Annotated in this window: 19 protein-coding genes and 1 riboswitch; of the genes, 4 read left to right on the top strand and 15 right to left on the bottom strand. The window is 74.1% G+C overall.

What is annotated here, in order from left to right:
* The 4 genes from BZZ08_RS33640 to BZZ08_RS33625 all read right to left on the bottom strand — a co-directional run.
* On the bottom strand, positions 1-2374 hold a 2374-nt coding region (locus BZZ08_RS33640; RefSeq protein ID WP_241965633.1), incomplete at its 3' end, for a beta-ketoacyl synthase N-terminal-like domain-containing protein.
* 134 nt (positions 2375-2508) lie between these two features.
* A complete protein-coding gene (gene fabD, locus BZZ08_RS33635; RefSeq protein ID WP_198601847.1) occupies positions 2509-4749 on the bottom strand; it encodes an ACP S-malonyltransferase in 2241 nt (746 codons plus the stop codon).
* A gap of 46 nt (positions 4750-4795) precedes the next feature.
* Positions 4796-5590: an enoyl-CoA hydratase-related protein gene (locus BZZ08_RS33630; protein WP_104635984.1), complete on the bottom strand. Its 795-nt coding sequence runs from the start codon at positions 5588-5590 to the stop codon at positions 4796-4798.
* 7 nt (positions 5591-5597) lie between these two features.
* Positions 5598-6830, bottom strand: coding sequence for a hydroxymethylglutaryl-CoA synthase family protein (locus tag BZZ08_RS33625; RefSeq protein ID WP_104635983.1), 1233 nt, complete (start codon positions 6828-6830; stop codon positions 5598-5600).
* A gap of 171 nt (positions 6831-7001) precedes the next feature.
* Here BZZ08_RS33625 and BZZ08_RS33620 point away from each other — a divergent pair, with 171 nt between their 5' ends.
* Positions 7002-7742, top strand: a complete 741-nt coding sequence (locus BZZ08_RS33620; protein ID WP_157953361.1) for a 4'-phosphopantetheinyl transferase family protein — start codon at positions 7002-7004, stop codon at positions 7740-7742.
* A 6-nt stretch (positions 7743-7748) separates the two neighbouring features.
* On the opposite strand, the gene BZZ08_RS33615 is transcribed toward BZZ08_RS33620, so the two are convergent.
* The 3 genes from BZZ08_RS33615 to BZZ08_RS33605 all read right to left on the bottom strand — a co-directional run bounded on the left by BZZ08_RS33615 (position 7749) and on the right by BZZ08_RS33605 (position 15944).
* A complete protein-coding gene (locus BZZ08_RS33615) occupies positions 7749-8507 on the bottom strand; it encodes a thioesterase II family protein (RefSeq protein WP_104635981.1) in 759 nt (252 codons plus the stop codon).
* Positions 8479-15441 carry a non-ribosomal peptide synthetase gene (locus tag BZZ08_RS33610; protein ID WP_198601846.1) on the bottom strand — a complete coding sequence of 2321 codons (6963 nt, stop codon included), beginning with the start codon at positions 15439-15441 and terminating at the stop codon, positions 8479-8481. Before BZZ08_RS33610 ends, BZZ08_RS33615 begins: the two co-directional genes overlap by 29 nt.
* Positions 15442-15506: 65 nt before the next feature.
* On the bottom strand, positions 15507-15944 hold the full coding sequence (locus tag BZZ08_RS33605; RefSeq protein WP_157953360.1) for a group II truncated hemoglobin: 438 nt from the start codon (positions 15942-15944) through the stop codon (positions 15507-15509).
* 157 nt (positions 15945-16101) lie between these two features.
* Between BZZ08_RS33605 and BZZ08_RS33600 the strand changes: the two genes are divergently transcribed.
* A complete protein-coding gene (locus BZZ08_RS33600) occupies positions 16102-16698 on the top strand; it encodes a YdeI/OmpD-associated family protein (RefSeq protein WP_446750285.1) in 597 nt (198 codons plus the stop codon).
* Positions 16699-16778: 80 nt separating this feature from the next.
* On the opposite strand, the gene BZZ08_RS33595 is transcribed toward BZZ08_RS33600, so the two are convergent.
* Positions 16779-17972, bottom strand: coding sequence for an MBL fold metallo-hydrolase (locus BZZ08_RS33595; RefSeq protein ID WP_198601845.1), 1194 nt, complete (start codon positions 17970-17972; stop codon positions 16779-16781).
* A 151-nt stretch (positions 17973-18123) separates the two neighbouring features.
* Here BZZ08_RS33595 and BZZ08_RS33590 point away from each other — a divergent pair, with 151 nt between their 5' ends.
* Positions 18124-18744: a TetR/AcrR family transcriptional regulator gene (locus tag BZZ08_RS33590; RefSeq protein ID WP_104635977.1), complete on the top strand. Its 621-nt coding sequence runs from the start codon at positions 18124-18126 to the stop codon at positions 18742-18744.
* 44 nt (positions 18745-18788) lie between these two features.
* Here BZZ08_RS33590 and BZZ08_RS33585 read toward each other — a convergent pair whose 3' ends face one another.
* Positions 18789-19574, bottom strand: coding sequence for an SGNH/GDSL hydrolase family protein (locus BZZ08_RS33585; protein WP_104635976.1), 786 nt, complete (start codon positions 19572-19574; stop codon positions 18789-18791).
* 250 nt (positions 19575-19824) lie between these two features.
* Positions 19825-20772, bottom strand: a complete 948-nt coding sequence (locus BZZ08_RS33580) for a M23 family metallopeptidase (protein ID WP_104635975.1) — start codon at positions 20770-20772, stop codon at positions 19825-19827.
* 2 nt (positions 20773-20774) lie between these two features.
* A riboswitch (cyclic di-AMP (ydaO/yuaA leader) is annotated at positions 20775-20934 on the bottom strand.
* 424 nt (positions 20935-21358) lie between these two features.
* Here BZZ08_RS33580 and BZZ08_RS33575 point away from each other — a divergent pair.
* Positions 21359-22156, top strand: coding sequence for a tyrosine-protein phosphatase (locus tag BZZ08_RS33575; RefSeq protein WP_104635974.1), 798 nt, complete (start codon positions 21359-21361; stop codon positions 22154-22156).
* 26 nt (positions 22157-22182) lie between these two features.
* On the opposite strand, the gene BZZ08_RS33570 is transcribed toward BZZ08_RS33575, so the two are convergent.
* From BZZ08_RS33570 to BZZ08_RS33550, 5 genes are all read right to left on the bottom strand, one after another.
* Entirely contained in the window at positions 22183-22302 is a 120-nt protein-coding gene (locus BZZ08_RS33570) for a DUF6126 family protein (protein ID WP_104635973.1), read from the bottom strand.
* Positions 22299-22913: a helix-turn-helix domain-containing protein gene (locus BZZ08_RS33565; protein ID WP_104635972.1), complete on the bottom strand. Its 615-nt coding sequence runs from the start codon at positions 22911-22913 to the stop codon at positions 22299-22301. The genes BZZ08_RS33570 and BZZ08_RS33565 overlap by 4 nt, the downstream gene beginning before the upstream one ends.
* 64 nt (positions 22914-22977) lie before the next feature.
* Positions 22978-24363 carry an aspartate aminotransferase family protein gene (locus tag BZZ08_RS33560; RefSeq protein ID WP_104635971.1) on the bottom strand — a complete coding sequence of 462 codons (1386 nt, stop codon included), beginning with the start codon at positions 24361-24363 and terminating at the stop codon, positions 22978-22980.
* Complete coding sequence (dxs, locus tag BZZ08_RS33555) at positions 24364-26304, bottom strand: 1-deoxy-D-xylulose-5-phosphate synthase (RefSeq protein ID WP_104635970.1); 1941 nt, start codon at positions 26302-26304, stop codon at positions 24364-24366.
* A gap of 28 nt (positions 26305-26332) precedes the next feature.
* Positions 26333-26767: flavodoxin-dependent (E)-4-hydroxy-3-methylbut-2-enyl-diphosphate synthase (locus BZZ08_RS33550; RefSeq protein ID WP_198601844.1), on the bottom strand; the 435-nt coding region annotated here is incomplete at its 5' end.

Here is a 26767-nt window from a genome sequence, read left to right as displayed (position 1 = left end):
CGGCCGCGAACTCCGCCAGGCGGGCGGCGGCGTCCGCCGCATCGTCGGCGACCAGCGCGAGGCGTTCGCGCAGGGGTTCGCGGCCGGCCTGGAGGGTCCAGGCGACGTCGGCGAGCGGAGCCCCGTCCGGGCGGCGCAGCCAGGCGGCGAGGCGGGACGCGGCGTCCCTGAGGCGCGCCTCGTCATGGGCGGAGAGCACCAGCAGCCGGGGTGCCGGGACGGGCGGCGGATCCTGGCGGGCGGCGGCGGGGAACTCCTCCAGCACCACGTGGGCGATGGTCCCGCCGGCGCCGAAGGAGCTGACGCCCGCGCGGCGGGGGCGCGGTGCGCCGTCCGGTCCGGTCGGTCGCGGCCAGGGGGCGGCCCTGTCCTGGGCGCGGAAGGGCACGGCGTCCCAGTCGATGTTCGGGTTGAGGCGGTCCACGTGCAGGGTCGGGGCCAGGGTGCCGTGTTCCATCTGGAGGAGGCACTTGGTGAGCGCGGCCATGCCGGCGGCGGCCTCGGCGTGCCCGATGGTGGACTTCACCGAGCCGATGGGCAGCGACCCCGGGGGGCGGTCGTCGCCGCCGAACACCCGGGTGAGTCCGTCGATCTCTACGGGGTCCCCGAGCGCGGTGCCGGCGCCGTGCGCCTCCACGTAGTCGATGTCGGCGGGCCGCAGCCCGGCGTCGGCGAGGGCGTCCCGGACGACCTGCCCCTGCGCGACGGGGGACGGCACGATGTAGCCGTTGGTGCGTCCGGCGTGCACCATGGCGGTGCCCCGGATCACCGCGCGCACCCGGTCGCCGTCGGCCAGGGCCCGGGCCAGTGGTTTCAGCACCAGGACGCCCACCGCCTCGGCCGGCACGAACCCGTCTCCGTCCGCACCGAAGCTGCGGCAGCGCCGGGAGCTCGAGGTCAGGGACATGAGCCGCTGCTGCACGAACTTGTTCGGGTGCAGGGAGAGGTTGACGGCCCCGGCGAGGGCGATCTCGCACTCCCCGGCGCGCAGCGCGCGGACGGCCAGGTGGAGGGCGGCCAGCGACGAGGAGCACATGGTGTCCACGGCGAGGCTGGGGCCGTGCAGGTCGAGGATGTAGGAGACCCGGTTGGCGATGTTGCCGAGCGCGCCGCCGCTGTAGGCGGGGCGCCCGCGCAGGGTCTCCTCCACGCCGAAGAAGGCGTAGTCGGCGTACATGGCGCCCGCGTAGACGCCGACGCGCGACCCGTGCCGCTCGCGCAGCCGCTGCCGGGGGTGGGCGGCGTTCTCCAGGGCGGCCCAGGCCGTCTCCAGGAAGAGGCGCTCGTGCGGGTCCATGAGGGCGGCGTCGCGGGGGGTGATGCCGAACAGCAGCGGGTCGAAGCGGTCGACGCCGTCGAGGAAGCCGCCGATCATCTCGTCGACGGGCCAGCCGGGCCGGTGCCGGTCGGCGGGCAGACCGGTGACGCAGTCGTGTCCGGATTCCAGGTTGGCCCAGAACGCCTCCAGGTCCCCGGCCTGCGGGAAACGGCCCGCGACACCGATGACGGCGGTCGCGCCGTCGGTCTCCTCGGCCGGGCCGGGCTCCGGGGCGGCTCTCGGTGCGGCGGCCGGCCGGGCGGTGGTCCGGGGTCGTCCGGCGTCCGGTGCGCGGCGCGGGGCGGCCCCGCAGCGGCGCACGGCGTCCTCGGCCACGTGGGCCATGTCGCCGTGTTCGAAGAACAGGGTCCGGGTGCCGACGCCCCAGTCGTCCGCGAGCAGCCGGTTGAGTTCGCCCACCTGGAGGGAGGTGAGCCCGTACTCCACGAAGGGCGTGTGGGCGTCGAGTTCGTCCCGGGGTATCCCGGACACCTCGGCGTACCGGTCCAGGAGGGCCGTCTCCAGGTCGGCCGCCCGGGTGTCCGCCCCCGGGTCCCGAGCGGTGCCGGCGGTGGGTGGCGGCGCGGGCGCGTCGGTGGTGGTGAACGGGTACACCGGCAGGGCGACGCGGGCCCTGGGGGTGTGCCAGTAGGTCTCCCAGGGCAGGTCGGCGCCCTGGGCCCACAGCCGGGCCGCGTCGGTGGCGGTGCCGGGCGCACCGGGCGGTGCGTGCCCGGCCCGTCCGGTGTGGACGGCGGGGTCGGGGCGGCCGGTGAGGAAGGCGTCGAGCGCGGCGACGACCCCGTCGAGGTCGGGGCGTACGACGGCGAGCCGGTGCCGCATGGGCACCCTGCCGGTCTGGGTGGTCCAGGCCACGTCGGCGGCGGGCGCCCGGTCCTGGCGCAGCAGCGAGACGAGCCGGTCGCGCAGGTCGCGGGCGGCGCGGGCGAGCCGGTCGGGGTCGCCGGCCGAGACGAGCACGACGCACGGGTCGACCGGGCCCGTCCCGGGGCCGTGGGGCGGGGTGTTGGTGTCGGTGCGCTCCAGAGGGTTCATGCCGTCTCACTCCACGGGTGTCGGCCTGGGCTCGGTCCGGGCTGGTCCGGGCATGCCGCATGCCCGTGGGGTCCCGTGGGCGGGGCCCCACTGTCCGTCGCAGACCGTAGCGATTGCTTGGTGTGTCCGCTGGTTCATGGGCGCGTTTCGGCCCGTTTCGGGGCTCTCTCGGTGAGCAGTTCCGCGGCGTTTGTCAGGAGGTGTCCGGCCACTGCGGCCGGGGTGCGTGCGGTCCACGCGGCCAGCGGGGTGCCGGCCGCCGCACGGTTGAAGTGGGTGAGGTCCGGGTCGCACCGCAGCTGGTGGTCCAGGGGCCGCAGGGGGTCGCCGGCCGGTGTGCGGCGGGCGGTCTCCCGCACGTACCGGCGGAACACGTCGGCCGTGCGCGGGCGCCCGTCGGCTCGGGTGTCCGCCGGTGGCTCGGTGGCCGGGCCGCCCAGGAGGTGCTCCTCGACGTGGCGGCGCCGAGGTTCGGGGACGTCGGCGAAATAGCGGTGTTCGCGCAGGAGCCGGTACAGCAGACCGGCCCGGGCGGGGAACAGGGTGCCCCGGCGGACGACCCGCGCGAGGACACCCAGGGTGGCGTGCCGTTCGGTGGGCGCCCAGGTGACGTCGTCGTCGCCGGCCCTCGCGAGGGTGTCCTTGAGCGGGTCGGCCAGCCGGGCCTCGGGAGCGCAGGCGGTGAGCGAGGTGGAGACGAGGAAGGCGGCGCCGAGGGCGAAGGCGGTGGCGGCCTGTTCCGGTGTGCCGACGACTCCGCACAGACCCACGTGCACGGGTTCGGGCCCGGGGCTCCGGGCGGCGAGCGCGGCCACGGCGGGCAGCAGTTGACAGGCGTCGGCGCCGTCGGCGTGCCAGCCCCCCGGGTGCTGGACGGCCAGGTCGGAGGCGACCGGCAGCTCCCGGGCGACGTCCGCCTCGCGCGCCGACAGGGCTCCGGTGCCGACGAGTTCGGCGAGCAGGGCGGGGGCGGGTGGGCGCAGGAAGGCGGCGGCCTGGTCGGGTCCGGTGACGCGGGCGACGACGTGCCGTACGGCGACGGGGGCGCCGCCCGGGCCGCGGTGGGCGCCGGTGAAGCGGAAGCGGACGAGTGCCGCGTCGGGGCCGTGGGGGTGGCCGACCTCGACGTACCGCACCTCGTGGGCCAGCAGCGCGGTGACCTGTTCGTCCGCGTCTGCCCCGGGGCGCAGCCCGATCCCCCAGCCGTGTCGGCCCGCCCGGCCCAGCGACTCCTGCCGCGGAGCGCCGGGGACCGGATCGGTGCAGGCCGCGAGCCCTGCGGCCCGGGCGGCCCGGCAGACCTCGTCGCCCACGGCCCCGTCGCCGGTCCCGGACACCAGCCAGGCCAGCTCGGTCCCGTACCGCTCCCGGAACCGGGCCGGGCCGAGCCGTTCCCGGGTCACCGGGGCACGGCGACGTCCCGGCGCGGCCGTCGGCGTGCGCGTTCCCGGTGCCGCCGCGCCGTCGCCGCCTGCCCCCGGACCCGGCTCCGGCGCCGTCCGGGCCGCGCGGTCCTGCCCGCCCGGCGGTGGCGCCAGCTCGGTCCTGGCCGTCGCCCACAGCTTGGTCAGCACGCTTCCGGGGCCCAGCTCGACCAGCTCGGTGACCCCCTGTTCGACGAGGTGGGCCAGGCTGTCCCACCAGCGCACCCCCCGGCACATGTGCTCGCGCAGCCGGAGGGCGATCCGGTCGGCCCGGTGGGGGCGGGCCGTCACGTTGGAGACCACGGGGACGCGGGGTTCGTGAAAGGTGACGGTGTCGAGGACGGCGCCGAGTTCGTCGGCTGCCCCGGCCATGTAGCGGGAGTGGGCGGCGACGCTGATGTGCAGCAGTACGCACTTGCCCGCGCCCTCACGGCGGAGCACGGGCGCGAGGGCGCGGACGGAGTCCTCGGGGCCGGAGAGGACCGTCTGCACGGGCGAGTTGTGGTTGGCGACGTCGATGTCGTCCACGCCCTCACGGCGCATGACCTCCCGCAGCCGCTCGACGTCGAGTCCCACGACGGCGAGCATGCCGCCCCCGCGCGCCCGCCCCATGATCTCGGCGCGGGCCACGACGAGCCGCAGTCCGGTCTCGAAGTCGAGGGCGCCGGACGCGTAGAGGGCGGTGTACTCGCCGAGGCTGTGTCCGATCATGCAGTCGGGCTGGGGCTCCCGGGCGGCACGGTCGAGGTAGGTCAGCGCGCCGATGGTGTAGAGGACGGGCTGCAGGACACGGGTGTCGCGCAACGCGGCCTGGTCGGCCGCCAGTTCGCGGACCGAGCGGCCGAGTACGGCGTCCGCGCGGGCGAGTGTGCCGGGGTGGCGGTCGAAGAGGCCGGCGCCCATGTCCTTGCGCTGGGAGCCCTGGCCCGGGAAGGCCCACACGACTCTCATCGGCCGCCTTCCCCGTGCTCCGTCCGGCACTGCCCGGACCCGGCGCTCACCGCTCCCACGGGTAGCGCCCTTCGGCGGCATACCGGGCCATGCCCTCGCGGACGCCGGGCGCCGCGGCGAGCCGGGCGAACTCGGTGACCGCCCGCCGCTCGGTCTCGGCCGTGACGGGATGCAGCGCGGCCAGGTATCCCTTGGCCTCTCCGATCATCCGGGCGTCGATCTTGGTCAGCCGGGACAGCAGGCGGCGCACCAACGGACCGGCGTCCGGCGAGAGTTCGTCGGCGAGTCCCCGGTGCACGGCTTCCTGGGCGGTGAGCGGCAGGGTGGTGAGGGTCATCGTGCCCGCGGTGTGCGCGCCGGTGCGGCGGGCCAGGAACGGGAGCACGCTGCACGGCAGCAGTCCCCACAGGGCCTCGGGGAGGCTGAACACGCCGCGTTCGGTGGTGTGGACGAGGTCGCAGGCCGCGGCGAGTCCCACCCCGCCGCCCGCCACCCGTCCGTCCACGCAGGCGAGGGTCATCCGCGGCACCTCGGTGAGCCGCCGCAGCAGTCCGAAGAACGCCGAACCGCTGTCCGCTCCCCGTTCCGCGTCCCGGCCGTGGCCGGCTCCCGTCCGGATGTCCCCCGCCGCCTCGCCCATGTCCATCCCGTTGCAGAACGTCCCGCCCGGCGAGTCGAGCACGACCAGCCGGCAGTCGTCGGCCTTCTCGGCGCCGTCCAGGGCTGCGTGCAGGTCGGCGATCAGGGCGGAGTCGACGGTGTTGCCGCGCTCGGGCCGGTTCAGGGTGATGCGCAGGACGGCGGGTTCCTGATGCCGGACCCGGACGGTGCCGTGGCTCATCGGTCGGTCAGCTCCAGGAGTAGAGGCGGTGGAAGTTCTCGATGCGGTCGAGCACCAGCAGCCCGGCTCCGTCGGCGAGTTCGCCGTACAGGTCCGCGTAGGGCTTGGTGTCGACGTCCAGGTCCCGCACGCCGAACGCGCGGTCGCCGCCGAGTTCGGTGACGGCGTCGTACTCCTCCATGGTCAGTGTCCGCCGGGCGTCGAGCGCGGCGCCGATCCGCATCCGGCCGGCGACGGCCGCGGCCTCCTCCCCGAGGACGCCGCTGAAGAACTCCGAGCCGCATCCGGAACCGTAGGAGAACAGCCCGATGCGGCAGGGGGTTTCCGGGTCGCCGTGGTCCAGGAGGGAGCACAGGGCGAGGTACAGGGAGGCGGAGAAGAGGTTTCCGACCCGGGAGCCGTAGTGGAGGGTGGGGGCGACCCGGAGCGTGAAGTCCTCGGCCGCCTCGCGGGGCCCCAGGCCCTTGTGGCTGCGCAGCAGTTTCCGGTGCGCGCCCTTGACCATGCCGGCGAACGGGGTGTGCAGCACCAGGTGCTGGAAGCTGTCGACGACGTCGGCGCCGGCCACCCGCTCGCGGTAGGCGGCGAAGCTGCGCTCCAGACAGGTCAGGTACGACAGCAGGGACACGTCGGAGTCGACGTAGTCCAGGTCCGGGCGGGGCCGCAGGGTGTCCATCACCTCGAAGGTGTGCAGACCGCTGGCGCCCGGGTCCAGTTCCAGGACCCGCGGATCGCGGCCGACGAGGAGGGCCACCGCGCCGGCGCCTTCCGAGGGTTCCCAGTAGGTGCCGCGGGCCGCCGCGCTCGGTGCGTCGGCGGCGATCACCAGTGCCTTGGCGGTCTCCACGGGTGAGGCGCCGATGATGCCGGCGGCCGTCTGGAGGGCCGCCGTGCCGCCGTAGCAGGCGTGTTTGACCTCGAAGGAGCGGCAGCGGGGGCTGAGCCCGAGGTGGTGGTGGATGTACGTGGAGAGGGGTTTGCCCAGGTCGAGCCCGGATTCGGTGCCGACGACGAGGAGTTCGATCGCGTCGCGTTCCTCGGTGGTGAGCCGGTCCAGGAGGGGCTTCGCCGCGTTGACGGCGTTGGTGACCGCGTCCTCGCAGGGCAGGTTGACCGACTTCTGCCGCATCATGAGGTTGTCGAACCGGCTCATGTCCAGGCCCCGGCCGCGGAAGAGTTCCGCCACGTCGAAACAGGCGCGTGCCACGTAGGCGTTGATCGCCTCGATGCCGACGGCCATGGTCGCTCCCGCGGTCGGGGGCCGCCACCGGGCCCCGGCTCTCCCGGTTGTAACCGGCACGGGCCTCGCGGATCTGCTCACTTTTGCACGGCGGGGCCGTTTGTGCGCGCCGCAGGCTCGACACTCGCCGCGGAAGGCCCGACGGCCGTGCACGGGAAACGGGGAGGCGCCGTGGTCGAGGGGACACCGCCGCCGTCCCGGGTCGCCCTGCACCACGCGGTCACCGGCGCTCCCCTCGCGCATGTCTGGGCCGCCGCACCGGACGCCCACGGCGGCCGGGGACCGCTGTCGGCCGAGGAGCGGCGGCGTTCTGCGGCCTTTCGCCGGGACGCGGACCGCCGCCTGTACGTCGCGGCCCGTACCCTGCTGCGGACCGCGCTCAGCCGGTGCGTGCCCGAAGTGGCGCCCGCGGAATGGCGTTTCACGACGGGGCCGCACGGCCGTCCCGAGCCGGCCGGGCCGCCCACCGTGCCCCGGTTGCGCTTCAGCGTCGCGCATGCCCCGGGCCTCGCGGTCTGCCTGGTCTGTCCCGAGCTGGACTGCGGCGTCGACGTGGAGGTCACCGGCCGCCCGGCGGACCCGGTGCGGGTGGCGCGCACGATGTTCCACCCCCGGGAGGCCGCCCGGGTCCTCGCGGCACCGCCGGGCGAGCGCGGCGGCGTGTTCCTGCGGCACTGGACGCTGAAGGAGGCGTACGGGAAGGCGCGCGGCCTGGGCTTCCTGCTGCCCCCGGACTCCTACGCCGTCGCGCCGGACGCCCCCGGCGGGCCCCGGCTGACCGCGGCCGACGACGACGGCTCGCGGTGGCAGTTCGCCCAGTGGCCCCGGGGCGACCGGCATCTGCTCGCGGTGGCCGTACGGCGGGGCCACGGGCCGGACGTGACGGTGGTGCGGCACCACGGCCCGCCGTGACCCGGGTCAGGACACCGACTGCCGGACGGTCTCACTCAGGTCCCGGCGCAGGTCGGAATGGAGCGGCTCGGGCAGCCCGGCCAGGTAGAAGTGGTCGCCCTCGTACACGCGCATGCGGAACGGACCGTCGCTGGTGGTCTCCCACAGGCGCAGTTCCAGCGGCGTGACCTCCGGGTCGTGGTCGCCGGTGAAGCCGGACAGCGGGCAGGTCAGCCGGGGGCCGGGCAGTGGCCGGTAGGTCTCGTTGAGGTGGAAGTCGGCGCGCAGCGCGGGCAGGAACATCCGCATCAGGTCGCGTTGGCGCATCACCTCCCGCGGAGTGCCTCCCAGCTCGGCGACGACCCGCAGGAAGTCGTCGTCGGCGAGCCCCGCGTACGGCGGCCGGCGTGCCGCCAGGTGCGGGGCGCGCCGCCCCGAGACCAGCAGCCGGCGCGGGGCACGCGCCGGGTCGTCCTGGAAGCGGCGGGCGACCTCGTAGGCGATGGCCGCGCCGGTGCTGTGGCCGAACAGCGCGTACGGCCGGTCCAGATGGGGGGCGAGGCCGGTGCAGAGCGGTCCGAGGAGGTCCGCCATGCTGCGGAAGGCGGGCTCGGCGACGCGGGTCTCGCGGCCGGGCAGGATCACCGGGCACACCTCGACCTCCGGCAGCAGCTTCTCCCGCCAGGGCTGGAAGAAGCCGCCGCCCCCACCGGCGTGGGCGAAGCAGAACAGGCGCAGCGGTGCGTCCGTGCCGCCGCTACCGTTCTTCAGCCAGGTACCGGTCACCGCTGTCCTTTCGTTCGGCCGGGTCCGGGGCGGGCGCGCCCGGTCGTCGGTGGGTGCCGTCGGCGGACCTGAGCACGGCGTGGCCGTACGCGCCGGTCGCCGAGACGGCGTTGACGAGTGCGCGCAGCGGCGCGCCCGGTGCGGCCGGCGTCCAGGGCCGGGCGGTGTCGGGGACGGTGAGCCGGTCCCAGTCGGGCAGTTCGGTGCGCCGGGGCGCCGGAACGGTCGGGGCGAGGGTGCGCTCGCGCAGTTGCAGGAGGACCTTGGTCAGCTGGGACAGCCCGGAGGCCGCCTCCAGGTGCCCGATGGACGGCTTCACGGTGCCGACGAGCAGCTTCCCGTCCGTGCCGGGTGGCCGCAACGCGGTGAGCAGGGCGTCCAGTTCGGCCGCGTCGGCCAGCAGGGCACCGGAGGCGGCGCACTCGGCGTACCCGATGTCGGCGCCGTCGAGGCCGTGCCGGCGCAGCATACGGGCGAGGGAGCGGGCGAGCGGTTCGGCGGCGGGCATCCCGAAGGGGCCCGGCCGTCCGGCCGCACCAACGCCGGTCGCCTCGACGACCGCGTGCAGGACGTCCCGGCGCTCCACGGCGTCCCGCAGCGGACGCAGCAGCAGGGCGCCCGCCCCCTCGCCGGGCGACCAGCCGGTGTCCTCGGCGCCGAAGGCACCGGCGGACGGCCGGGCCGCCGCCAGGCCGAGGTCGCGCAGGAGCGCCAGGTGGTAGGGGTGGGCGACGACGTTGACGCCCGTCACCAGCGCCGCGTCGCACTCCCCCTGGCGCAGGCTGGTCACGGCCAGGTGCAGGGCGGTCAGCGAGGAGGAGCAGGCGGTGTCCACCGCGACGGCGGGGCCCTCGAACCCGAGGCAGTGCGCGATCCGCGCCGGGAGGTCCGAGGCGGCGGCCGCCTGGCGGGCCGGTCCGCCCTCCCGCCACCGGGCCTCGCCCGCCTGCCGGTGGTCGTGCCACATCGTCGCCGTGAACACCCCGACCCGCTCACCGTCGCGGCTGAGGCTGCCCGGCGTGTGGCCGGCGTCCTCCAGACACTGCCACACCACGGGCAGCAGCAGCCGCAGTTGGGGGTCCAGCCCCTCGGCCTCCTGGGGTGAGACACGGAACAGCCGGCCGTCGAATCCGTCGTCGCCGCGCAGGTAGCCGCCGTGCGGCCAGGTCCCCGCCGGGTCCGGCGGGGTGCCGGTGGCGGCGGCGAAGGCGGCCAGCCGTTCGGCGGGCAGCGGGCCGAGGGAGCGGCGTCCGGAGCGCAGGTTGTCCCAGAACTCCTCCAGGCCGTCCGCTCCGGGGTAGCGCCCGGCGGTGCCGATCACGGCCATGTCCGCCGGTGCCGGCCGCGCGGCCGGTCCCGCACCGGCCGCCCGCCGCTCGCGGACCGGCCGGGCACCCGCCGCGGACTCGCGGGGCAGCGGTCCGGCGAGGAAGGCGTGCAGCAGCCGCTGGCCGGGATGCAGCCGCAGGGTGTCACGGACGCGGTCGAAGGCGAGGCTTCCGACGGCGCACAGGCCGACGCCGCTCTCCCGCTGCCCGCTCATCAGCAACTGCCCCAGGTATCCGGCCTCGACGGCCAGGTAGAGCTGCGACTCCTCGCCGTACAGCGGCTCGATGCCGCGCGGCTCGGAGACCAGGTACACCTCGAACGCCGCGCGGTCGAAGACGGGCCGGTTGTAGGCGAAGTGGACGGTGCGGTCGATCCCGGGGCCGGTGCTGACGCGTTGCAGGGCGTGGTCGTCGGGGCGGTGGTAGTAGACGCCGCCCGGGACGCCCTCGACGGCGCCCGGCTTGACGTGCAGATAGGTCTGTACGGCGTAGGTGTCGCCGGCGGAGGCGTACAGGCGGCGTGGGCCGTCACCGGCCGGCCGGGCGCGCAGGGCGGCCAGGAAGCGGAGGAAGGCGTCGTGGGCCAGCGGTCCGTCGGCGAAGTCCCGGTGGGTGGCGCGTTCCCGGTACCGCTCGGCGGGCGGGAACGGGCCGTCGAGCACGAGCAGGGGTTCGTCGTCACGGCGCTGCCGCAGGTGCCAGGCGCCCGACTTGAAACGGTCGCGGTCCTCGGCGGAGAAGAACTCCACGGCCTCCGGCGCCGGGGGACGGCCCTGCGGGGACGGCTCCTCCCGCGCGGGCTCGGCGGGCGCCGTCGCCGGATCGCCGCCCGCGAGGTGGCGGGCCATCCCGGCGATGGTCGGCTCCGCCAGCAGGGCCGAGACGGGGACCCGGCGGCCGTACCGGGACCGCAGGGCCGAGGACAGCTGGGCCAGGGTGAAGGAGGTGGCGCCCTGGTCCCACAGGTCGAGCGTGGCGTCCAGTTCGGGCACACCGATCAGGTCGGCCAGCAACGCGCCGATCTCCTCGGCCAGTTCTCCGGCGGACGGGAAGGGGGTGCCGGTCGCGGTGGCGGGGCGCCGCGCGGGTGCCGGTGGCTCCGGCTCGCCGGACACGGGTGGCCCGCCGGGCAACGGCCACGGCAGGGCGTCCCGGTCCAGCTTGCCGTTGTCCGTCGCGGGGAAGGACGGCAGGAACGCCACGAAGTTCGGGACCATGTAGTCGGGCAGGGTCCGGGCCGCGTGGGCGCGCAGTTCGGACACGGAGGGCCGGGCGGCGCCCGGTTCGGCGATCAGGTAGGCGACCACGCGCCGGTCCCCGCTGCCGTCGGGCCGGGCCACCACCACCGCGTCGTGCACGGCGGGGTGGGCGCACAACCGGTGCTCGATCTCGCCGAGTTCGACCCGGAAGCCCCGGATCTTCACCTGGTGGTCGCGTCGCCCCAGGAACACCAGGACGCCGTCGTCGCGGTAGGCCGCCCGGTCCCCGGTGGCGTACATGCGGGAGTCCGGGCCGTTCCCGAAGGGCTCGGGGACGAACCGCTCCCGGGTCAGTCCGGGCTGTCCGTGGTAGCCGAGGCTGAGGCAGTCGCCCGCGATGTAGAGGTCGCCCTCCTCGCCGACGGGGCAGGGCTCCAGGTGCCCGTCGAGCACGTAGTAGCGGGCGTTGTCGATGGGCCTGCCGTACGGGATGCTGCGCCACTCGGGGTCGACGGTGCCGACGGGGTACCAGTTGGACCAGACGGTGGCCTCGGTGGCGCCGCCGAGACTGATCACCCGGGCCCCGCCGAACACCTCGCGCACGTCGTCGGGGAGGGACAGCGGGATCCAGTCGCCGCTGAGGAAGACCAGGCGCAGGTCGGCGGTGCCGGGCCGTCCGCGGTGTTCGGGCAGGTGCGGTGCGAGCCGGGCCAGGGTGGTGGGCGCGGAGTTCCAGAAGGTGACCGGCTCGCGCAGCAGGGCGTCGACGAGCAGTTCGGGGTCGCGCTGCTCGGCCTCGTCGGCGACGTAGAGGCCGCCGCCGTACGCGAGGAGTCCGAGGATGTCGAAGACGGACAGGTCGAAGCCGAGGGAGGTGACGCACAGCCCGGTGTCGCCCGGCCCGAAGTCGAAGGTGCGCCGGCACCAGTCGAGGAGGTTGTGCAGGGAGCGGTGTGCCACCACCACGCACTTCGGGCGCCCGGTGCTGCCGGAGGTGAACAGCCGGTAGGCGACCGAGTCCGGGCCCGTGACGGGCTCGGGGTCGCCGGGGTCGGGCAGGTCCGTTCCGGTGGCCCCGGGCGCGTCCAGGTCGAGGACGTCCACGCCGTCCGGCACCTGCCAGCCGGGGCCGCCCGCCGTGACCAGCAGGTGCCGGGCGCCGGTGTCCTGGAGCATGCCGTGCGCCCGGTCGCGGGGCAGTGACGGCTCCACGGGGACGTAGGCGCCGCCCGCCTTCAGCACGGCGAACACGGACACGGCCATCGCCGGGCCCCGCCGCACACTGATGCCCACGGAGGTGCCGTCCGTGACGCCCGCTCGCCGCAGCCGGTGCGCGAGCAGGTTGGCCCGGCGGTTCAGCTCGCCGTACGTCATGGTGCCCTCGCGCCAGCGCAGCGCGACCGCGTCGGGGCGGCTGCGGGCCTGCTGTTCGAAGAGCAGGTGGACGGGGCCCTCGGCCGGGTAGGGGCGGGCGGTGTCGTTGAAGCCGTACAGGAGGCGGTGGCGCTCGGTGCCGACCGGGGAGTCGCCAGTCGCAGGACCGCCGTCCGCCGCCGACCCGCCGTCCACCGCCGACCCGCCCTCCGGGTCCAGGCCGTCGTCCGGGGCCGGGCCGGGCTCCGTCGCCAGCGCGGTGAGCAGGTCGGCGTACCGCTCGAACGCCTCGTCCAGCACGCCGTCCTCGAACCGCTCGTCCAGCGCGTCCCAGGCCAGGTGCAGCGCCGTTCCGTCGTCGACCGTCACGCAGTCGAGGGCGACGTCGGTGGTGGCCGTGCCCGCGGGGCCGGGGCGCACGCCGGCCGGCAGGGGGCGGTCCGAGACGTCGAGGACGGTCGTGAAGACCACGGGGTGCGCGAAGTCCGCGTCCCTGCGGCGCCGTACGACGAGGGAGCGCATCTCGGCGAGACCGGCGCCGCCGCCCCGCTCCAGATCCTCGGCCAGTTGCCGGCCGTAGGCGCGGGCGAGGGCCGCCGGGTCGGTGCCGGGCTCCGGGGAGCGGACCCAGGTCAGTTCGGTGAACTCCGCGGGGCGCTGCGCGTCGGGGCCGGTGAAGCAGACCACGGGCAGCGCGAACGGCTTGTCGCAGAGAGCTCCGAGTGCGGTGCAGTAGGCGGCCAGCAGGGTGGCGTCGAGGCTCACCGAGTGCCGGTCCGCCCATGCCGCGAGGGCCGTGCGGTGGGTGAGGAGGCGCTCGCGGCGCCGGGGGCGCGAGGGCTGTCGCGCGTCCCGCAGATCCGGCCCGGCCGGCAGACCGGCGAGCCGGTCCCGCCAGTGGGCGCGGGCCTCCTCGGTCACCGGCCGGGACGCGCGGGGCAGCCTGGTCGGGACCGGCGGGGCGCCGAGGGGGTCGGCGTACCGGCGCAGCAGGTCGCGGGCGAGCAGCACGATGCTGCGGGCGTCCCCGACGAGCAGGTCGGCGGACAGGTGCACGGTGGCGGGTCGTCCGGGGGCGCGGACGACCCTGAGGTCGGTGTGCGCTCCCCGGCCGAGCCCGAACGGCCGGTGGGTCATCTCGGCGCGTACGGCACGGTCGACGGCGTCGGGGTCCGCGCCTTCGGGGACGTCCAGGACCGGGATCCACGCGTCGGCCGGAGCCGTGGAGAGCACGCCGAGCGCGCCGTCGGCGCCGGTGCGCAGCCGCAGTGCCTCGTGTGCGGCGACGAGTTCCCGCCAGGCGCCGCGCAGCCGTGCGAGGTCCAGGTCGTCCACGTGGAAGCTCTGGTGGTACTGGCAGCCGCGGCCGGTGTGGCCGTCGAGCCGCGCCACCAGGTACGCCTGCTGGAGTTCCCGGGCGGGCAGGGGGGTGTCGGGCGCCGGTTCGCACAGCCCCTGCAGCAGCCGGCAGAAGCGGCCGAAGAGGGCGTCGGGCGTACCCGGCGGGAAGAGGCCGTCGGCGGTGTCCCAGCGGAAGTCCAGGCCGTCGTCGCGCTCCCGCATCTGGTGGTCGAGGGCGATGCCGGAGGTCTGGCCGACGGCGTACCGCTCGTGGTCGGCCATGCTGCCCCGCCCGGCACCGTCGAGGCTCAGGTCGAGCAGGCTGGTGAAGACCACGGGCAGGGCCGGTGCCCGGGTGCCCTGGGCGCGCAGTTCGCGCAGCACCTCGACGCTGCCGACGTTCGCGTGGGACAGCGCCTCCCACACCCGTTGGTGGAGGGCACGCGCGGCCTCGTCCGGGGCGGGTGGCCGCGGGTCGACGACGAGCAGGCAGCCGGAGGTGTAGGGGCCGACGAGTCGCTCGGCGGCGGACGGCAGGCGGGGCCGGTCGGTGGTGGTCAGGACCAGGGTGAACGGTTCGTCCGAACCGGCCGGTGTCAGGGCTTCGGCGAAGGCGGTCAGCACCAGCGAGGTGGGTGAGACGCGCAGTTCGGCGGCCCGCGCGCGCAGGCCCGCCCACTGGGCCGGGGTGAGCCGGCCGCGGCGCGGGGTGCGCGGGTGGCCGTCGAGGCCGGGCGGCGGCTCGGGGGGTTCGGCGAGCAGTACGGGCGGGCCGCCGGGCAGCCCCTTGTGCCGTTCGGCGGCCCGGGACAGGGCGGCGCGGTGGGCGGCGGAGCCGCGGTGGCGGGCGAGCGCGTCCAGGGTGTCGCGGAGGCTGAACGGCGCCTCGGGCAGCGGGTGTTCCTCGGACGTGTAGGCGTGCCACCAGTGGTGCAGCAGCAGGTCGGTGCCGTGTGCGTCGGTGACCGTGCCGTCGAGGCTGAGATGGACCACGGCGCGGCCGGCGGGCTCCCGGCAGATCTCGACCTGGAACGGCGGCCAGTGGCCCGGCGGGTAGCGGTGGTGGGACAGCCGGCGGCGTACGGCGCTCGCCTCGGCCTCCAGGTCGTCGGCGTCCGCCGTCTCGTGGACGACGGGTCCGGGCACCGGCGCGCTCTCCCGAACGTGCTGGTTGCGGCCGACGCCGGTGAGCCGGAGGGCGTCGAAGTGTTCCACGAGCCGCCGCCAGGCGCGGGCCAGCCGGTCGGTGTCCAGCCCGTCGAGGGCGAACTCGTGGTAGTGGTGGCAGCCGAAGGCGTCCGGGTCCAGCTCCGGGTACTTGCCGACGACGTACGCCTCCTGCATGGGGGTCGCCGGGACGGGTTCGTGGCGGGACGCGGGCTCCGCCACCACGTCCACGCGACCGGCGGCGCCGTTGCCCTCCCCGCGGTCCCCGCCGTCGGCGTGGTCGGCGCGGTCGATCCGGTGGGCGAGGTCGCGCGGGGTGCGGCACTCCAGGAGCAGGGAGAGCGGCACTTCGGTGCCGAACTCGGTCTCGATCTCCAGCATCAGCCGGACGGCGGCGAGCGAGGAGAGTCCGGCGTCGGCCAGGTCGGTGTCCGGGTCGAGCGGCCCGGTCCGGGTGACCAGGGGCTCCAGGACGCGGAGCAGTCGCTCACAGGTGGTGCCGGTGGTCACCTCGGCGGATGACACGGGGACGGGCTCCGCGGACTTCAACGTTCCCCCTCGTCTCGTCGGTCGGTCTCAGCGGCGCCGCTTCACCACTGCCAGCGGCCCAGCACCGGGTACGGCGGCTGGAGCATGGGGTGGTCGTCCTCCTGCGAGGCCTTGGTGGTGAAGCCGGCGGCCTTCTCGAGGCTGCCGGTGAACGCCTTGCGGAAGCGGTCGTCGTCGGGCAGCCCGACGTCGTCGGCGGCCCGGAGCAGCAGGGCGACGAAGCGGTCGCTCTGCTCGGGGGTGATCCGCATGCCGGCGTGGGCCCGCAACAGCGCGATGAAGCCGCCGAGTTCGTCGGTGTAGCGGGCGGGGCCGCCGAGCATCTCGGCGAGGAACGCGGTGAGATGGTCGGCGTGGTACGGCGATCCGGCCCGGAACAGGTCGCCCAGCAGCGGGTCCTCCAGCACCAGGTGATGGAAGTGCTCCGCCAGCCGCCGCAGCGCCGCTTCCCCGCCGACGTGCTCGTACATCGTCGTCATGCGTCCGCCTTTCGGTGTGTCGCTCGACCAGCGGGGACGGTACGCCGGGGCGTCCCCGGTCGGCTGCTCAACTTTGTGCACGGCCGGGCGGGCGGCGGCCCGGCCGTGGCCGGGTGGCCCGGTGGGGTTGTTGACCCGCCCCCGGGGGTGGGATTTCATGGCGTCCATGTCTGAGGGAGCGCGGAAGTCGCCTGATCCGATCCTGTCCTTCGCCACGCAGGACGAGTGGGAGACGTGGCTGGAGGAGCACCACGAGGACGGGACGGGGATCTGGTTCCGGATCCCGAAGAACGGCTCCGGAGCCGACGGCGTCGACTACGCCCACGCACTGGAGTCCGCCCTGTGCTACGGCTGGATCGACGGGCAGAAGAAGAAGCAGGACGAGCGGTACTGGTTGCAGCGCTTCACCCCCCGCCGGTCCGGCAGCAAGTGGTCCAAGGTGAACCGGGAGAAGGCCACCGAGCTGATCAAGGCCGGCCGGATGCGGCCCGCCGGGCAGCGTGAGGTGGACCGGGCCAAGAAGGACGGCCGCTGGGAGGCGGCGTACGCGTCGCAGAGCAAGGCCACGGTGCCCGACGACCTCCAGGCCGCCCTGGACGCGGCGCCCGCGGCGCGCGACTTCTTCGCCACGCTGGACAGCCGCAACCGGTTCGCGATCCTGCACCGGGTCGAGGACGCCAAGAAGGCGGAGACCCGGGCGGCCCGCATCGAGAAGTTCGTCGCCATGCTGGCGGAGGGGAAGAAGCTGTACTGAGGCGGCCGGACGGCAGGCGGGTGCCGCCGCGCCCGGCCCGCCCCCTCAGGCGGTCTCGGCCCCGCCGTCCGTGGCCGGCGTCACCTCTCCCCCGCGAGGTCGAGATCCCCCTTGCTCGTCCCGGCCACGCCTTCGCCGATCCGGGGACGCCGCCACGGGTGGGCGATCGGCGCCGACACCCCGCGCCACCACGCCTCCACCGGCAGCTTCCCGGCCGGCTCGAACGGCTCCCCCGGTCGCGGGAACGCCACCGCCTGGCCGGCCTCCTCGGCCGCGTCCCTCGTCCACTCACCGGGCTCCGCCCACGCGTGCGGCGCCAGGTTGAAGGTCCCCCAGTGGATCGGCAGCAGAGCACCGTGCGACCGACCGCCCTGGAGGTCGAGGTGGGCCCGGACGCCCTCCTCGGGGGTCATGTGGATGTCCGGCCAGAACTCCGCGTACGCGCCGAGCTGGATCATCGTGGCGTCGAACGGGCCGTGCGCGGCGCCGATGTCGCGGAAGCCGTCGAAGTAGCCGGTGTCCCCGCTGTGGTAGACGCGGTGCTCGTCACCGGCGACGACCCAGGACGCCCACAGGGTGTGCTGGGTGTTGCGCAGCCCGCGCCCGCAGAAGTGCCGGGCCGGGGTGGCGGTGAGGGTGAGGCCGCCGACGCGCGTCGACTCGTGCCAGTCCAGCTCGCGCAGCCGGTCGGGGGAGACACCCCAGTGTTCGAGGTGGCCGCCGACGCCGAGCGGCACGGCGAACAGGGTGTCCGTGCCGGCCAGCGCCTTGATCGTCGGCATGTCCAGGTGGTCGTAGTGGTCGTGGGAGATGACGACGACGTCGACCGGGCCGAGGGCGGCGAGCGGCAGCGGCGCCGGGTGCAGGCGCTTGGGGCCGGCGAAGGGGAACGGGGAGCAGCGCTCGCCCCACACCGGATCGAAGAGCACGCGCTGCCCGTCGATCTCGGCGAGCACGCTGGAGTGGCCCATCCAGGTCAGCCGGAGCCCGGTGGCCGGTGGCCGGGCGAGGTCGGCCAGGGTGGTGGCGTGCACCGGAACCGGCCCCCGCGGGGACCGGCGCAGCCGGGCCTGCTTGTCGAAGTAGATCTTGGCGAATTCGGCGGCCGATCCGGAGGGCCGGGTCCGGGCGGTGCCCCCGGGGTTCTGGAAGACGCCGTCGCGGAAGTGCGGCGATCTGCGGATGCGCGCCATGCGCTCACCGCTCGGGTCCACGCCGAAGGCCGCGGGCCGCGGCACGCTGAACCCGGGACTCGGGGAACGGAAAGCGGGCACGGTACCTCCAGGTGGAGTGGTTCAGGCTCTCATTGTCGTCGTCTCGTCCTACGTCACCTCGAACGACGGATGTCACATCCGTGTTCCCCCGGTCCACCACGACCGGGAAGGGCGTCGTCGCACGTCCGGGCGCCTGTATAGGGTGACGTGCGTGGGGAGAGTCCGGTTGAGCGTGGCGGAGCGGCGCGAGGAGCTGCTGGGCGCCGCCATCGAGCAGATATCGGCGCGGGGCGTGGCGGCGTTGCGGATCGCCGACGTGGCCGCGGCGCTCGGCGTCAGCAACGCGCTGGTGCTCTATCACTTCTCCACCAAAGAGCGCCTGGTCGCTGCCGCGTTCACCCATGCCGCCGAGGACGACCTCGCCCATCTGCGGGGGCTGCTCGCCCGTCGTACGTCGGCGCTGCGCCGCCTGCGGGCGGCCGTGCGGTGGTACGCGCCGACCGGCCCGGCCAAGGGCTGGCGGCTGTGGATCGAGGGCTGGGCGGCGGCGCCGCGCGAGCCCGCGCTGCGGGAGGTCACGCGCGAGCTGGACCGCCAGTGGAAGGCGGCGATCGCCGAGGTCATCGCCGAGGGTGTGGCCGCCGGTGAGTTCTCCTGCCCCGAGCCGGACGCCGCAGCCCTGCGGCTGACGGCGTTGCTGGACGGGCTGGCGGTGCAGCTCACGTCGTACACGGGCACGGTGTCGCGGGCCCGGGCGCAGCAGTGGGTGGACGAGGCACTGGCCCGGGAACTGGGCCTGGAGCGCTCGGCCCTGGCGTCCACGCGGCGTTAGACGCCAGGGTGTCGCACGGGCCCCGGCCGCCCGCCCGCCCCGCCTCAGGCCACCGGGGCGATCCACGTCTTGATGTCGTCCGGCGACAAGGTGCCCTTGGCCGTCACGTGGTCGCCCGACGACTCGCCGCGCAGCCGGCGCCCGATCCACGGCACCAGGTACTCGCGCGCCCAGTGCACGTCGTCGCGCCGGACGTCCAGCGTGCCGCGCGGCGGCAGGGGCGGCCACGGCTGGTCCGGGTCGGCCGGGACGCGCAGGCCGAGGGCCTGTCCCGCGCGCAGCGCCACGCGGGTGTGGCCCTCCGGCGACAGGTGCAGCCGGTCGGCGTCCCACGCCCTGCGGTCCTGGACGCTGCGGAGCGACCACAGGTCGAGCACCGGGCAGCCGTAGCGGTCGGCGATGGCGCGGACGTGCCCGTTGTACGTGGCGATCTTGCCCCGCAGGTGCTTGAGGACGGGCACCCCCCGGGTGTCGAACCCGGTGGTCACCAGGACGGTGCCGGCCGCGGCGGTCAGCGCGGCCACCGCCAGTTCGAACCGCTCGGCGACCTCGTCGGGGTCGGTGCCGGGCCGCAGGATGTCGTTGCCGCCGGCCGCGAACGAGACCAGGTCCGGAGCGAGTTGTACGACCCGCGGGACCTGTTCCGCCACGATCTGGTCGAGGAGCCTGCCGCGCACGGCGAGGTTCGTGTACGTGAAGTCGCCCTCGGGGCGCCGGTCCGCGAGCAGTACGGCGAGCCGGTCGGCCCAGCCGAGGAACGCCCCGTCGGGGCCGGGGTCGCCGACGCCCTCGGTGAAGCTGTCCCCCACCGCCACGTACGACCCGATCACTGCTCTGCTGTCACTCTTCGAATCGTCTGCCACATCGGCCCATGATTCACCTTGGAATGTGACCTACGCGACCGTAGGAAGAGGTTGACGGTCGGTGAGAAAGGCCACGCCTAAAGTGTTCGTCAATTCCGGAATACGGCGGAGGCCGGATACATCGACGGCTCATACCGCCATGGCCGGATACGCCGAAGGCCGGACCCGGGGATCGGGGTCCGGCCTTCGGGGCGCGGGGGCTGCGCGGAACCGGTCGTCAGACGGAGACGCCGTGCGAGCGCAGGAACGCGATCGGGTCGATGTCCGAGCCGTAGTCCGGCGTGGTGCGGATCTCGAAGTGCAGGTGCGGTCCGGTCACGTTGCCGGTGGCACCCGAGAGGCCGACCTGCTGACCCGCCGTCACCGACTGACCGGCGGAGACGGAGAGCGAGGAGAGGTGGGCGTACTGGGCGTAGTGGCCGTCGGCGAGCTGGAGGACGACCTGGTTGCCGTACGCGCCGCCCCAGCCTGCGGAGACGACGGTGCCCGCGCCGACGGCCTTGAGCGAGGTGCCGGTCGGGACGACGAAGTCGGTGCCGGTGTGGTAGCCGCTGGACCACATGCTGCCGGACTGGTGGTACGGGGTACCGACGGTGCCGCCCTCGACGGGGGAGGTGTAGCCGCTGGTGGTGCCCGCGGACTGGGCGCCGGTGTTCGAGGAGTCCGAGGAGGAGGTCTTCTCGGCGTCCGTCGACTTCTGGGCCGGCTTCTCGGCGGCGGGCTTCTCGGCGGACTTCTGCGCGGGCTTCTGGGACTGCGCGGAGGACGGCGCCGACGACTTGGCGGCGTGGCCGCCGATCGAGAGCTTCAGGCCGGGGTGGATCAGCGACGGGTCGGAACCGACGGCCTCGCGGTTGTCCGCGTAGAGCTTCTTCCAGCCGCCGTCGACGTGCTGCTCGTCGGCGATCTTCGAAAGGTAGTCACCGCTCTTCACGGTGTACGTCCGGGAATCCGAGTTCTTCTCGGCGCCGCTCGCGGCGGCCTTCTTGGCCGACGCCGGAACGGACTGCACGGCCTGCTCGGAAACGGAGTGCGCGGGGGCGGCGTTGGCGGCGGCGGCACCCATCAGCGGGAGCGCGAGCGCGGCGCCACCGGTTCCGGCGACGGCGATGGTGCGGGTCAGGCGCATGGCCCTGGTACGGCGGTGCTTACCCTTCGCGGGCATGACGAATTCCTCTCCGGCGCCTGCGAGGTGAGCTGTCGGGTGCGGGCTGGAGATGCCCGGCCGCGTCGGAACGCGGCTTTACCCCAAGCCGTTCCGGGAACCGGAACAGGCAGTTCTACCTGTGGGTCCCCCGCTCCTGCCGTGTACGGGTGGTCGATGAGTGCGGGTTCCGGTCGGCGGCAGGATTAGGCGTCCGTCCGGATCGGTGGTGAACGTAAGGGACAAGGACGCACCGGAACAAGCGAGGGTTTCCCCCGACCGGTGTTCCGGTTGATCCTTTACGGGAATGCCCGGTAACCCTGCGTCGATTTCCGTCGTGCCGTTTTCCTGAAAGGCCCTTGGAATGCAGCTGAATTACGTGAACATGACGGGCCACGCACGGTCACGGATATGACGCTGCTCACGCGCCCCCCACTCACCCTCCGCCATTTCAGGGCCAGTTGTTATCAAGGTGTCAATTCGGACAGAAGGCCCTTATCGGTTCGCAATATTCCTCGGAGCACGATTTCGCGCACGGGGGATGCCGTATCGTCGGGTCGTGCCCGCCGGCGAGCAGCGGCGGCGGGGTGGAGTGGGAGGAGCCCCCGTGACGCAGCAGGTCCCGTCGACCGAACCCGAGCTGACCGGTGTGCGCAACTTCCGGGACGTGGGCGGACTGCCGACCGCGGACGGGCGGCGGGTACGGCAGGGGGTGCTGTTCCGCAGCGGTCACCTGGCACACGCCACGGGTGAGGACGCCGCGTTCCTGGCCTCCCTGGGCCTGCACACGATCTTCGACTTCCGCAACGCGGCCGACCAGAAGCTCGAGGGTCCGGACGTCGACCTGCCGGGCGTGCGCAATGTGAACCTGCCGCTGAGCGATCCGGCCGACGGCGCCGAGTTCTGGAAGATGGTCCGGGACGGAGACCTCGACCAGCTGCGCGAGATCCTCGCCGACGGCAAGGGCGCCGACCGGATGATCGGCTCCTACCGCTCGATCGTCACGGAGCGCACGGCGGAGCACTCCCGGATCCTGCACGCGCTCGCCGAGGACAGCGTCCCCGCGCTGATGCACTGCGCGGCCGGAAAGGACCGTGCGGGTCTGTCCATCGCCGTCACCCTGCTCGCCCTGGGTGTCGAGCGCGAGGCCGTCGTCGAGGACTACCTGAAGTCGAACGCCGCGCACCGCCGCTACCAGGTGCGCCGCAGCGGCTCCGCCGCCTCGGCCTACTCCCCCGAGGTCATGGAGCTGCTCAGCCCCCTGTTCGACGCGCGCGCCGAGTACCTGGCGGCGGCCTTCGAGACCATCGAGGAGACGTGGGGCGGCGTCGACGCGTACCTGGAGAAGGGCCTGCGGCTCACGCCCGGGACCCGGGAGCGGCTGCGCGAGCGGATGCTGGACTGATCCGGGGCGCCCGCTCGCGGACGGCGCTACTTGGCGCCCACCTCGAACAGCAGGTAGAGGAAGCCGCCGAAGACGTGCCCCAGGGCGATGTAGACGAGCAGTCGCACCCACAGGGCGCGCGGGAACTTCTCCTGCATGGTGCTCATGGCGTCTCTCCAGGGTTCGGGCCGAGGCACAGCGCGGCCGTCGGGCTCTGCAGCAGGGTGTGGACGAAGAGCAGCTCGACGCCATCGGGATCCTGCGCGGCGATCCGGTGCGGGGTCGTCGAGTCGAAGTGGGCGCTGTCCCCCGCGGTGAGCCGGTGCTCGGTGTCGCCGAGGCGCAGACGCAGCCGGCCCCTGAGGACGTGGAGCCACTCCTCACCGGGGTGCACGCGCACGACGTCGCCCTGGGAGCCGTAGGGCACCTGGACGCGCAGGGCGTGCATGCCGCGGCCCGGCGACCCGGCCCGGTAGTACGTCCAGCCGCCCGCGCTCGTGGGCTCCATGTCGGCGGCGCGCACCACGGCGTCCCGGTCGGCGGCCGTCTCTCCCAGCAGCTCGGCGACGGTCGTACCGTAGACGCGGGCGAGGGAGAGCAGCATCGGCAGCGAGGGCTGGCGCTGCCCGGTCTCCAGGCGGGACAGGTGGGCGGGCGAGAGCCCTGCGGCGCGGGCCGCGGCCTCCAGGGTGAGGGCGGCCCGCCGCCGCAGCTCACGCAGCTGGGGTGCGACGGCGGTGACCGGCCCTTCGGCGGGGCCGGTCTCGGAGGGGCTCATGCCTCCATTCAGCCCGAGCTTTGCCCGTAAGGCAAATTTCTTGCCCCAGAGGCAAAGACTCCTCTCAGCGGTTGGCCACCGCCTGCTTGACCAGGGTCTTCCCGAAGTCCCACATCAGGCCACCGCCGTTGTGCGCGTCCTCCATCACCTCCGTGAAGGCGTCGACGAACCGGTCGGCGTCGGCGGTGTCGATGATCAGCGGCGGGATCAGCTTGATCACTTCCAGGTGGTCGCCGGACACCTGGGTCAGGATCCGGTGCCGCTGCAGCAGCGGCACGACCACCATCTGCGCGAACAGTCCCTTCCGCGCGGCCTGGAGCATCGTCCAGCGGCTGCGCAGCTTCAGGGACCGGGGCCGGCCGAACTCGATGCCGATCATCAGCCCGCGGCCCCGGACGTCGGCGAGCAGTTCGTAGCGGTCCACCAGTTCCGCCAGCCGGGACTTCAGCCGCTCCCCCACCGCGGCGGCGTTCGCGACGATCTCCTCGTTCTCCATCACCGACAGCACCGCGAGCCCGGCGGCCATGGCCTGCGCGTTGGACCCGAAGCTCGCCGAGTGGACCTGCACGCGGTCCATCGAGGAGTACACCTTCTGGAAGATCCAGTCCTTGCCCAGGGTGGCCCCCACCGGCACGTACCCGCCGGACAGCGCCTTGGCGACGCAGACCAGGTCGGGTTCGACGCCGTCCGAGTGCTGGTAGGCGTAGAACCTGCCGGTCCGGCCGAGGCCCGTCTGCACCTCGTCGGCGATCAGCAGCGCCTTGTGCCGGTGCAGCAGTTCCTGCGCGGCGAGCAGGTAGCCGGGCGGGGCCTCGTGCACGCCCTTGCCCTGGACCGGTTCCACGATCAGGGCGGCCACGTCGCCCTTCCTCAGCTCGCGCGCCAGGGCGTCCAGGTCGCCGAGCGGGACGGCGGTGTCGGGCAGCAGGGGTGCGAAGCCCTTGCGGAAGCCGTCCTCGCCGTTGACGGAGAGCGAGCCGGTGGTCAGTCCGTGGAAGGCGTGCGTGCAGTACAGGATCCGCTGCCGGCCGGTCGCGTACCGGGCGAACTTCAGGGCGGTCTCGACGGCCTCGGTGCCGCTGTTGCCGAAGAAGACGCGGTCCAGGTGGGGGCTGTAGGAGAGCAGCTTCTCGGCCAGCAGTCCGGGCAGCGGCGGGCAGTCGAAGCGGGTCAGGTCGGCGAGCGAGGCGTCGAGGACGTCGTGCAGCGCCTTGCGGACGACGGGGTGGTGGCGGCCCAGGCCCATGACCGCGAACCCGGCGAGCATGTCCAGGTAGTCGTTGCCGTCCGCGTCCCAGAAGTGCGCGCCCTCGGCCCGCTCGTAGACCTTGTCGAAGCCGATGGTGCGCAGCATGCGCGGCAGCTGGTGGTTGAGGTGCCTGGCGTGCAGCTCGTACCGCTCGGCCCCGCGCTCGGCCAAGAGCGCGGCGAGGTCGAACTCCTTGGTCATTCAGTTCTCTCCTTGCGCTGGCATGACGATCCGTCCGTCGCCGGACTGTTCCACCGCCGGCCCGCCCGCCCCTTCGGCGAGGGCCAGGCTCGCGGCGATCCGGCCGGCGACGTCGACCGGGGTGAGGCCGATGTCCGCGAGCAACTCGGCGCGCCTGGCGTGCGCGAGGAACTGCTCGGGGATGCCGAAGCGGCGCACGGGGACGTCGACCTCGGCGTCGCCGAGCGCCAGCGACACCGCGGAACCGACCCCGGCGGCACGACTGTTGTCCTCCACCACGGCCACCAGCCGGTGCCGGGCCGCGAGGGGCGCGAGCGCCGGGTCGACGGGCTTGACCCAGCGGGGGTCGACGACGGTGCAGCCGATACCGCGGGCCTCCAGGAGGCCGGCGGCCCCGAGGCAGACCGGCGCCATCACGCCCACGGCCACGAGCAGCACCTCGGGCCGGTCCGCGGCGTGCAGGACGTCCAGGCCGCCGATCCGGTCGACGGCGGGTACGGCGGGGCCGACGGACTCCTTCGGGAAGCGCAGCAGCGTCGGCGCGTCGTCCACGGCGACCGCCTCGCGCAGCTGGGCGCGCAGCTGGTCGGCGTCGCGCGGCGCGGCGATGCGCAGCCCGGGGACGACCTGGAGGACGGACATGTCCCACATGCCATTGTGCGAGGCCCCGTCCACACCGGTGACGCCGGCCCGGTCCAGGACGAAGGTGACGCCGCAGCGGTGCAGCGCCACGTCCATCAGGAGCTGGTCGAAGGCGCGGTTGAGGAAGGTGGCGTAGACGGCGACGACCGGGTGCAGTCCGCCGGTGGCAAGACCGGCGGCGGACACGGCGGCGTGCTGCTCGGCGATGCCGACGTCCCAGACCCGGTCGGGAAAGCGCGCGGCGAACGGCGCCAGGCCGACCGGGTGCAGCATGGCCGCGGTGATCGCGACCACGTCCTCGCGCTCCTCGCCGATCCGGACGATCTCCTCGCCGAACACCGAGGTCCAGGACGGCCCGCCGGCCGGGCTCAGCGGCTCGCAGGTGAGCGGGTCCATCACGCCGACGGTGTGGAAGTGGTCCTCCTCGTCGCGCAGGGCGGGTTCGTAGCCGCGGCCCTTCTCGGTGAGGCAGTGCACCAGGACCGGGCCGTGGAAGCGCTTGGCACGGCGCAGCGCCGACTCGACGGCGCCGATGTCGTGCCCGTCGATCGGGCCGAGGTACTTCAGCCCGAGGTCCTCGAACAGGCCCTGCGGCGCGAAGGCGTCCTTGAAGCCCTTCTTGGCGCCGTGCAGGGCCTCGTAGACGGTGTTGCCGACCACGGGCGTGCGCTGGAGCACGTCCTTGCCCCAGGCCAGGGCCCGCTCGTAGCCGTCGGTGGTGCGCAGGGTCGCCAGGTGGTTGGCGAGGCCGCCGATGGTCGGCGCGTACGAGCGTTCGTTGTCGTTGACGACGATGATCAGCGGCCGGTCCCTGGCCGCCGCGATGTTGTTCAGCGCCTCCCAGGCCATGCCGCCGGTGAGCGCGCCGTCCCCGATCACGGCGACGACGTGACTGCGCTCCCCCCGCACCTGGCGGGCCTTGGCGAGGCCGTCGGCCCAGCCGAGGACGGTGGATGCGTGGCTGTTCTCGATGACGTCGTGCTCGGACTCCTCGCGCGAGGGGTAGCCGGACAGGCCGCCCTTGCTGCGCAGCTTCGAGAAGTCCTGACGGCCGGTCAGGAGTTTGTGTACGTAGCTCTGGTGGCCGGTGTCCCACAGGATGCGGTCGTCCGGCGACTCGAAGACCCGGTGCAGGGCGACGGTGAGTTCCACCACGCCGAGGTTGGGTCCGAGGTGACCGCCGGTGCGGGCGACCGCGTGCACCAGGAAGTCACGTATCTCGTCGGACAGTTCACCGAGTTCCGCCTCGGACAGCGCCTTCAGGTCGCGTGGTCCCCGGATGTTCTCCAGAATCGTCACGCTCGGGCCCCCTTCGGTCCGTGGTGTGTCAGCTCACGGTGACGGCCGGCTCCCCCGACGCGCCGTCCTTCTCCATCTGCTCGGCGATCCTCATCGCCTCTTCGATGAGGGTCTCCACGATCTTCGACTCGGGGACGGTCTTGACGACCTCGCCCTTGACGAAGATCTGCCCCTTGCCGTTGCCGGAGGCGACGCCGAGGTCGGCCTCGCGCGCCTCGCCGGGGCCGTTGACGACGCAGCCCATCACGGCGACGCGCAACGGCACCTCCATGCCCTCCAGACCGGCGGTGACCTCCTCGGCCAGCTTGTACACGTCGACCTGGGCGCGGCCGCAGGACGGGCAGGAGACGATCTCCAGCCGGCGCTCCCTGAGTCCGAGGGACTGGAGGATCTGGATGCCGACCTTGATCTCCTCGACCGGCGGAGCGCTCAGCGACACCCGGATGGTGTCGCCGATGCCCTG

Source organism: Streptomyces sp. MH60 (assembly GCF_002939385.1).
Classification (GTDB): domain Bacteria; phylum Actinomycetota; class Actinomycetes; order Streptomycetales; family Streptomycetaceae; genus Streptomyces.
The sequence above is the reverse complement of the archived record's forward strand: the minus strand, read 5'-3'. Positions and strand labels throughout refer to the sequence as shown.